The following is a 655-nucleotide window of genomic DNA, read 5'->3' as shown; positions in this document are numbered from 1 at the left end:
ATGTACCAAGAGGAAATCGTACGTTGAATACGCTCAATTTCAAACTCACGACCTATCAAGCTGAATTATTGCTTGACCACAAACCGCTATGGAACACCTTGAGCGGAACATTTGGCGCAAGTGGTATGTATCAGGAAACTTATCATCATCGTATGAGTTGACCAAACCGCTCATTAATACCGTATTGATTCCAAATTATCAGACTAAAAGCGGTGGCGTCTTTTTGCCTTCTTTGCTAATCCAACCTTCAACCTGTGAACCGCCCCACGAGCTATGCAATAGTCCAATTGGAACACCAGTTTTTTGAAATACCTCACGTGCAAAGAAATAACCAACAGCCGTAAAATCACCAACATTCTGGCTATTACATACTTTCCATTCACCAGTTTTTAGGTCGATTTGAGGTTGAGTTGTAACTTCATGTTCCACAAAAAAATGGCGTATTTTAGGAAAATCAGCGTTCTTTTTTTCTTGAGAAAAATTATCAGCTTGCTTAACAGGCCACTCCATATTTGATTGTCCAGAACAAAGCCATACATCACCAATTAGTACATCTTGTAAGGCGATTTTTTCTGCGCTACCTTGAACCTCTAAAGCGAAAGGACCTCCCGCCTCCAAAGGCGAAAATTTTACCATCCATTTACCTTCTTGATTA

At 40.2% G+C, this 655-nt stretch carries 1 protein-coding gene; it reads right to left on the bottom strand.

The window, feature by feature from the left end; all coding sequences use genetic code 11:
• Nucleotides 1-198: 198 nt before the first annotated feature.
• Nucleotides 199-655: sialate O-acetylesterase (locus BWI92_RS26380; RefSeq protein WP_217903506.1), on the bottom strand; the 457-nt coding region annotated here is incomplete at its 5' end.

The sequence above is a fragment of the Flectobacillus sp. BAB-3569 genome (assembly GCF_002270355.1).
Lineage (GTDB): Bacteria > Bacteroidota > Bacteroidia > Cytophagales > Spirosomataceae > Flectobacillus > Flectobacillus roseus.
The sequence above is the reverse complement of the archived record's forward strand: the minus strand, read 5'-3'. Positions and strand labels throughout refer to the sequence as shown.